Below are 7,996 nucleotides of genomic sequence, written 5' to 3'. Positions count from 1 at the left end.
GGGCCGCGCTGGAGCAGCATGCGGTGTTCGACGCGCTGCACGCCCATTTCTTTGGCCTCGGCGCGACCGGCTGGCAGGACTGGCCGACGGAGTTCCATGACGCCTCGGGGCCGGCGGTGGCGGACTTCGCCGCGAGCCATGCCGCGGAGGTGGACTTCTTCGTCTTCGGCCAGTGGCTCGCCAAGATCAGCCTCGACACGGCGCAGAAGGCCGCCACCAGCGCCGGCATGGCCGTCGGCCTGATCTCGGATCTTGCGGTCGGCATGGATCCCGGCGGCAGCCATGCCTGGAGCCGCCCCGAGGAACTGCTCACCGGCGTGTCGGTGGGCGCGCCGCCCGACGTTCTCGGCCCCGACGGCCAGAACTGGGGCATCACCGGCTTCTCGCCGGTGGCGCTGAGGCGCACCGGCTTCGATCCCTTCATCGCTACGCTGCGCGCCGGGCTCGACCATGCCGGCGGCATCCGCATCGACCATGCGCTCGGCCTCAGCCGGCTCTGGGTGGTGCCGCAGGGCGAGACCGCGGACCAGGGCGCCTATCTCACCTACCCGCTCGAGGACATGCTGCGCATCCTCGCCATCGAATCCCACCGCGCCCGCGCCATCGTCATCGGCGAGGACCTCGGCACCGTGCCCGCAGGCCTGCGCGAGCGGATGGCGGCGCGCGAGGTGCTGGGCATGCGCGTGCTCTGGTTCGAGCGCGACGAGGACGGCGCCTTCACGCCGCCCGGCGAGTGGGACCCGCAGGCAGCGGCGATGACCGGCACCCATGACCTGCCGACGGCGGCCGGCTGGTGGCGCGGACGCGACATCGACTGGACCTGGCGGCTGGGACGCAGCTCCCGCGCCCCCGACGAGGCCGCCGACCGCGCCGCGCGGTCCCGCGACCGCGTGCTGATGTGGCAGGATTTCCTGGAAGCCGGCACCGTGTCGGGACCCGTGCCGGATCCCAGTGAGACCGATGCCTTCGCCGACGCTGCGATTGCCCATGTCGGCGCGACCGCCTGCGAGCTGGCGATCATTCCGCTCGAGGATGTGCTGGGCCTGGTCGAGCAGCCGAACCTGCCGGGCACCATCGACGAGCATCCCAACTGGCGCCGCCGCATGCCCGGGCGCACCGAAGCTCTGCTCGGTGAGGAGAGGGTGAAGGCAAGGATCGACCGGCTCGCCAAGGCCCGGCTCGACACCGCGCCGAGCGGGCCGCGCCCGCTCGACAGGGGCCGCGTCGAGCCGGCGCCGCTCCGGCGACCAGACTCAGACAAAGCGAGACCCCGATGACGCCGCGCGCCAGCTACCGCTTCCAGTTCCACAGGGATTTCACTTTCGCCGACGCCGAGGCGCTGGTTCCCTATCTCGACCGGCTCGGCATCAGCCATGTCTACGCCTCGCCGGTCACCACCGCGCGCAGCGGCTCGACCCACGGCTATGACGTCGTGGATGCGACGCGGATCAACCCCGAACTTGGCGGCGAAGAGGGCCTGCGCAGCCTGGTCGCGGCGCTCCGCGCCCGCGGCATGGGCCTGATCATCGACATCGTGCCCAATCACATGGGCGTCGCCGGCGGCGGGAACGCCTGGTGGAACGACGTGCTCCGCAATGGTCCTGAGAGCCGCTACGCGAACTTCTTCGGCATCGACTGGAGCCGCAAGCTGCTGCTGCCGCTGCTCGGCGCGCCGCTGCCCCAGGCCCTGGCCGCGGGCGACATCGGCATCGACGCTGACGGCGACGAGCCGGCGCTCGTGCTTTACGGCGAACAGCGCCTGCCGCTCCGGCCCGAGGATCATGCGGCTGCCCGCGCGGAAGGCGGCGCGGATCTGTCGGAACTGCTCGCGCGCCAGCATTACCAGATCGCGTGGTGGCGGACCGCCGATGACGACCTCAACTGGCGCCGCTTCTTCACCATCACCGAGCTTGCGGGGCTCCGGATCGAGGACGAGGCGGTGTTCGAGGCCACCCATGCACTCTATTTCCGGCTCTATGCCGAGGGCCTGATCGATGGCGTCCGCATCGACCATGTCGACGGGCTGACCGATCCGGCGGGTTATTGCCGCACGCTCAGGCAGCGGCTCGACGCCATCGGGCGTCCCGCCGGCGTGCCGCAGGGACCTGCCTATGTCGTCATCGAGAAGATCCTCGGACCGGGCGAGGCGCTTGCGACCGACTGGGGCGTCGACGGCACTTCGGGCTATGATTTCATGGAACAGGCGTCGGCCCTGCTGCACGCGCCCGACGGCGAAAAGCCGCTGGCCGAACTCTGGTGGGATTTCAGCGGCCGCGAGCTCGATTTCCACGAGGAGGAACTCGCCGCCCGCCAGGACATGCTCGACTGGGCCTTCGACGGACAAATGGAGGCCTGCGTCACGGCCTTCACAGCCCTTGCCGCCTCCGGCGACGAGAGCTCGGGCCTCACCCGTGCCATGCTGCGCCGGGCGATCCGGCGCATGCTGTGGGTGTTTCCCGTCTATCGCACCTATGGCGACGGCCAGAGCGCCCCGGCCGAGGACGCCCGTGTCCGCGAGACGGTGCGCAGGCGCGCCGCCCGCTTCACCCCGCCCGGCGAGGCGATGGTGGTCGACCATGTGCTCGCCTGGCTGGCGGGCGAGGGGCCGGGCGATCCCGGCCTTGCCGCCACGGCGGTGCAGCGCTTCCAGCAGCTCTCGGCGCCGATCGCGGCAAAATCCGTCGAGGACACCGCCTTCTATCGCTACGGTGCTCTCCTCTCCCGCGCCGATGTCGGCTTCGACGCGGCGCGGTTTTCCATGCCGGTAGCGGAGTTCCATCAGGCGATGGTGGCCCGCGCCCGCGATTTCCCGCGCGCCATGCTCGCCACCGCCACCCATGACCACAAGCGCGGCGAGGATGTCCGCGCCCGGCTCGCCGTGCTGAGCGAGATCCCCGACGCCTGGCGCGAGCGGATCACCCGCTGGGACCGGCTTGCCGGCGACCGGGCGCTTCAGGTGGATCCGGCCGACCGCTCCATGCTGTTCCAGACCCTCTTCGGCGCCTGGTCGCCCGGCCTGGCCGCAGGCGACCGCGCCGGGCTCACGGCCTTTGCCGGGCGCATCATCGCCTGGCAGCAGAAGGCGCTGCGCGAGGCCAAGCTGCGCTCCTCCTGGGAAGCGCCGGACGAGGCCTATGAGGCCGCCTGCGAAAAGCTGGTGCTGCATCTGCTCGACCCCGCCCGTGCCGCGGATTTCCTGGCCGACATCGAGGCCTTCGTCGCCCATACCGCCGGCGCGACCCGCGCCAACATGCTGGTGCAGACGGCGCTGCGTTGCACCGTTCCAGGCATGCCGGACCTCTATCAGGGATGCGAACTGGCCGACTTCAGCCTCGTCGATCCCGACAACCGCCGGCCGGTTGACTACGGCCTGCGCCAGGCGGCGCTCGATGATCCGGAAAAATCCGCGCCCGGCCTTCAGGGCGGCGGCAAGCTCGCGCTGATCCGCGACCTGCTGGAACGGCGCAGGGCCAATCCGGCGCTGTTTGCCGAGGGCGGCTACGAGCCGGTCGGCGTGCAGGGCGTCCGAGCCGGACACGTTCTCGCCTTCCGCCGCAGCCTGGGAGCGGAAAGCGTGACCTGCGTGGTGATGCTGAGATGCGCCGAAGCGCTGCTGGGCGGCGAGAAATGCGTGCCCGATTCGGCGTGGTGGCAGGACACCGCGCTCGACGACGGCCGGCCAGTTGCCGAGTTGCTCGCCGAAAGCCCCGTATTCATCGGATAGACGGTACCTTCCCGACGGTCCGCAGCCCTTGGCGGGGAGGCGGGTCCACGCGGCATGCTGTCCTTTTCTGGAACCTTTGCGCCGATCGCGGATTACATTTTCTACGCGGTCCGATCGGAGCGCCGGATCCTCCGGCGCGTGATGGACCTCATTGCACCCGCAAGCGGAGCCTGATCACCCGATGCAGACAGACCTCACCATCAACGGCCATACCTACGCGCTCAACGCCGACCAGCGCACCACCCTGCTCGACGCCCTGCGCCAGCATCTGGGCCTCACCGGCGCCAAGAAGGGCTGCGACCACGGCCAGTGCGGCGCCTGCACGGTGCTGGTCAACGGCAGGCGGATCAATTCCTGCCTGACTCTCGCCTGCATGCATGACGGCGATGAGATCGTCACCATCGAGGGCATCGGTTCGGAAGAAGATCTGTCGGCCCTGCAGCAGGCCTTCATGAGCGAGGACGGTTTCCAGTGCGGCTACTGCACGCCGGGGCAGATCTGCTCCGCCACCGCCATGCTTGAAGAGGTCAAGGCCGGCTGGCCCAGCCACGTTTCGGACTCGCTCGACGGCAAGCCGCGCCTCAGCGACGAGGAGATCAGCGAGCGGATGAGCGGCAATCTCTGCCGTTGCGCCTGCTATCCCAACATCGTCGCGGCGATCCGCTCCGCATCGGAGGCGTCGTCATGAGGCCGTTCGACTATGTCCGCCCGTCGGGTCTGCCGGAGGCCACCCGCCAGGCCCGCGCCGAAGGCAGCGCCTTCATCGCCGGCGGCACCAACCTGCTGGATCTCATGAAGCTCGAAGTGATGGCGCCGACCCGCCTCGTCGACATCAACCGGCTCGATCTCGCGGAATGTGCCTCCCTGCCGATCGGCGGCCTGCGCATCGGCGCGCTGGTGACCAACAGCGACCTCGCCGCCGACGAGCGGGTCCGCCGCGACTATCCGCTCCTGTCGCGCGCGCTCCTGGCCGGCGCGAGCGGCCAGCTCCGCAACAAGGCCACCACCGGCGGCAACCTGCTGCAGCGGACGCGCTGCTACTATTTCTACGACACCTCCGCGCCCTGCAACAAGCGGGAGCCGGGCAGCGGCTGTTCGGCGATCGGCGGCGCCACGCGGCTCCACGCGATCCTGGGCGCCAGCGATCACTGCATCGCCACCCATCCGAGCGACATGGCCGTGGCCATGCAGGCGCTCGATGCCGGCGTCGAGATCGAGACGGTCGAGGGCATCACCCGCTCCGTGCCGCTGTCGGATTTCTACCGCCTGCCGGGCGACACGCCCCATATCGAGACCGTGCTCGAACCCGGGGACCTGATCACCGGCGTGGTGCTGCCGGCGCCGGTGAAGGCGACGCAAATCTACCGCAAGGTCCGCGACCGCGCCTCCTATGCCTTCGCCCTCGTCTCGGCAGCGGCCGTGGTCGCCGTCGAGAACGGCACCATCGGCAGCGCCGCGCTCGCCTTCGGCGGCGTCGCGCCGCGTCCCTGGCGCAATCACCACGCCGAGCTGATGCTGGCGGGCGAACGCCCCTCAGAGAAGCTGTTTGAAGCCTTTGCCGACGAAGTCCTGGGCGAGGCCAGGGGCCAGGGCGGCAATGATTTCAAGATCCCGCTGTTGCGCCGGACCATCATCGCAACCCTGAAGCAAGCCACGGAAGAGAGCCAATGACCGCGCATGTGAAGATGGACGCACCCGATCGCCGCAACCGCCTGGATGCGATGGCGCAGGGCGTGATCGGCGAGCCGCTCGACCGCAGCGAGGGTGCGCTCAAGGTGTCGGGAAAGGCGGTCTATGCGCATGAATGGCCGGTCGAGGGCCTGTGCCATGCGGTGCTGGTGCGCGCGGCCATCTCGCGCGGCACGGTGACCCGCATCGACAAGGCGCCGGTCGAGGCGATGGACGGCGTGCTCGCGGTGATCGACGACGACCGCCTGCTGCGCAATCCCGCGCAGGGCACCGCCAACAAGGCGCCGGTGCAGGGTCCCCGGAAAATCTTCTACATCGGCCAGCCGCTGGCCGTGGTGGTGGCGGAAAGCTTCGAGCAGGCGCGCCATGCGGCGCAGCAGCTCGTGGTGGAGACCGAGGCCGCCGACGCGGTGCTCGACCCCGAAGCCGAAACGCTGGAGCACGAACGCCCCAAGGGCAAGCAGACCTCGCAGGGCGATCTCGACCAGGCCATGGGCGCGGCGGCGTTCAGCATCGACGAGGTCTATCGCACGCCCGGCCATTCCAGCGCGCCGATGGAGCCGCATGCGGCCATCGCAAGCTGGGACGGCGACCGGCTGACGGTGCGCGCAAGCTGCCAGATGCTCAAATACAACCGCAACGAACTGGCCGACGCGCTCGGCATCAAGCCGGAGAACGTCCGCATCCTGGCGCCCTATGTCGGCGGCGGCTTCGGCTCCAAGCTCGGCATCGCCCATGACGCGGTGGCGGCATCGATCGCGGCCAGGGCCGTCGGCCGGCCGGTGGCGCTGGCGCTGTCGCGCCGGCAGGTGTTCGAAACCACCATGCGCCGCTCGGAAAGCCGGCAGCGGGTTCGCCTCGCCGCCGATGCCGAGGGCCGCCTGACCGGGATCGGTCACGCGGCGCTGGTCTCGCAATTGCCGGGCGAGAAATTCTCCGAGCCGGTCACGCAGGCCACTCACTTTCTCTATGCAGCCAAGAACCGCGAGATCGTCCACGAGATCGTGCGGCTGAACCTCACCTGCGCCGGCTCGGTGCGCGCGCCCGGCGAAGCGATCGGCATGACGGTGCTGGAAACCGCCATGGACGAACTGGCGATCAAGGCCGGCATCGATCCGGTCGAGCTGCGCAAGCGCAACATTCCCGAGACGGATCCCGAGGGCGACAAGCCGTTTTCGAGCCACATGCTGGCGAGCGCGCTCGATCGCGGCGCCAAGCTGTTCGACTGGCAGCGCCGCAACCCGGTGCCCCGCTCCACCCGTGACGGCGAATGGCTGATCGGGCTCGGCATGTCGAGCGCCGCCCGCGTCAACATGCTGGCCGAGGCCGAGGCGATCGTGACGCTGAGTGCCGGGGGCGTCCGCATCGAGAGCGACATGACCGATATCGGCACCGGCACCTACACGGTGCTGGCGCAGGTCGCGGCGGAAATGCTGGGGCAGCCGATGCAGAGCGTCACCACCGTCCTCGGCGACACCGACCTGCCGCCGGGGCCGGGTTCGGGAGGGTCGTGGGGCGCGAGCTCCACCGGCAGTGCCGTGTTCGCCGCCTGCGAGGACATCCGCAAGTGCCTCGCCGAAAAGCTCGGCTGCGTGGAGGAAGAGCTCACGCTCAAGGACGGCCACGCCGTCACCGCCAACCGACGCGTGCCGCTGGCGGAGCTTCTGGCCGACGGCCCGATCTCGGTGCGCGGCGTGATCGAGCCGGGCAAGACCTCCAAGGAGGTGCGCCAGTCGACCTTTGGCGCGTTCTTCGCCGAAGTGGCGGTCAATGAGGTGACCGCGGAAGTCCGCGTGAGGCGCATGCTCGGCGTCTTCGCCGCGGGCCGCATTCTCAACGCCAAGACCGCCCGGTCGCAGTGCCTGGGCGGGATGACCTTCGGCATCGGCATGGCGTTGACCGAGGAGCTGATCCACGACCCGCGGACCGGTGCCATCGTCAACCGCGATTTCGCCGAGTACCATCTGCCGGTCAATGCCGACGTACCGCAGCTCGAGGTCGATTTCCTCGAGGAGCGCGATCCCTGGGCGAGCCCGATCCAGGCCAAGGGCATCGGTGAACTCGGCATCTCCGGCGCCGCGGCCTCGATCAACAACGCCATCTTCAACGCCTGCGGCGTGCGCGTGCGCGACTATCCGGCGACGCTCGACAAGATCCTGGCCGGGCTCTGATCCGACCAGGGTCCGCCGGCCTGCTGCCCGCCGGAGGCGCTACCAGGCGACCGCGATGTATTTGGTCTCGCAGAATTCGAGGATGCCGTGATGGGCGCCCTCGCGGCCGAGGCCGGACTGCTTGACGCCGCCGAAGGGCGCGGCAGGGTCGGAAGCCAGCCCGCGGTTGAGCCCGATCATGCCGCTCTCGAGCCGTTCGGAGACGCGAAGGCCGCGTCCGAGATCTCGGGTGAAGACATAGGCGATCAGACCGTATTCGGTGTCGTTGGCGGCGGCGATCACCTCTTCCTCGGTGTCGAAAACGGTGATCGCGGCGATCGGCCCGAAGATTTCCTCGCTTGTGATCGCGGCGTCGGCGGGGACCTGGCTGAGCACGGTCGGCGGGAAATAGAAGCCGTCGCCCGCCTGCCGG

At 69.6% G+C, this 7,996-nt stretch carries 6 protein-coding genes; 5 read left to right on the top strand and 1 reads right to left on the bottom strand.

Going from position 1 to position 7,996, the window contains the following annotated elements:
- The 5 genes from malQ to LL06_RS24315 all read left to right on the top strand — a co-directional run.
- A partial coding sequence (gene malQ / locus LL06_RS24335) for a 4-alpha-glucanotransferase (RefSeq protein WP_152599764.1) occupies positions 1-1,277 on the top strand: 1,277 nt, incomplete at its 5' end.
- Positions 1,274-3,724 (top strand): malto-oligosyltrehalose synthase, encoded by a 2,451-nt coding sequence (gene treY / locus LL06_RS24330; RefSeq protein WP_035533201.1) that lies wholly within the window; start codon positions 1,274-1,276, stop codon positions 3,722-3,724. The genes malQ and treY, both read left to right, overlap by 4 nt.
- 181 nt (positions 3,725-3,905) lie before the next feature.
- On the top strand, positions 3,906-4,412 hold the full coding sequence (locus LL06_RS24325; protein WP_081964172.1) for a 2Fe-2S iron-sulfur cluster-binding protein: 507 nt from the start codon (positions 3,906-3,908) through the stop codon (positions 4,410-4,412).
- The gene (locus tag LL06_RS24320; protein WP_035533199.1) at positions 4,409-5,395 is read left to right on the top strand and encodes a xanthine dehydrogenase family protein subunit M; all 987 of its coding nucleotides are present in this window, start codon (positions 4,409-4,411) and stop codon (positions 5,393-5,395) included. Before LL06_RS24325 ends, LL06_RS24320 begins: the two co-directional genes overlap by 4 nt.
- Positions 5,392-7,584: a xanthine dehydrogenase family protein molybdopterin-binding subunit gene (locus LL06_RS24315; RefSeq protein ID WP_035533197.1), complete on the top strand. Its 2,193-nt coding sequence runs from the start codon at positions 5,392-5,394 to the stop codon at positions 7,582-7,584. Before LL06_RS24320 ends, LL06_RS24315 begins: the two co-directional genes overlap by 4 nt.
- 39 nt (positions 7,585-7,623) lie before the next feature.
- On the opposite strand, the gene LL06_RS24310 is transcribed toward LL06_RS24315, so the two are convergent.
- Positions 7,624-7,996, bottom strand: a 373-nt coding sequence (locus LL06_RS24310) for an aldehyde dehydrogenase family protein (RefSeq protein WP_035533195.1), incomplete at its 5' end; no start/stop codon positions are given.

The sequence above is a fragment of the Hoeflea sp. BAL378 genome, from assembly GCF_000759435.1.
In the GTDB taxonomy this organism is placed as follows: Bacteria; Pseudomonadota; Alphaproteobacteria; order Rhizobiales; family Rhizobiaceae; genus Hoeflea.
This window is presented reverse-complemented; position numbering and strand designations above follow the sequence as displayed.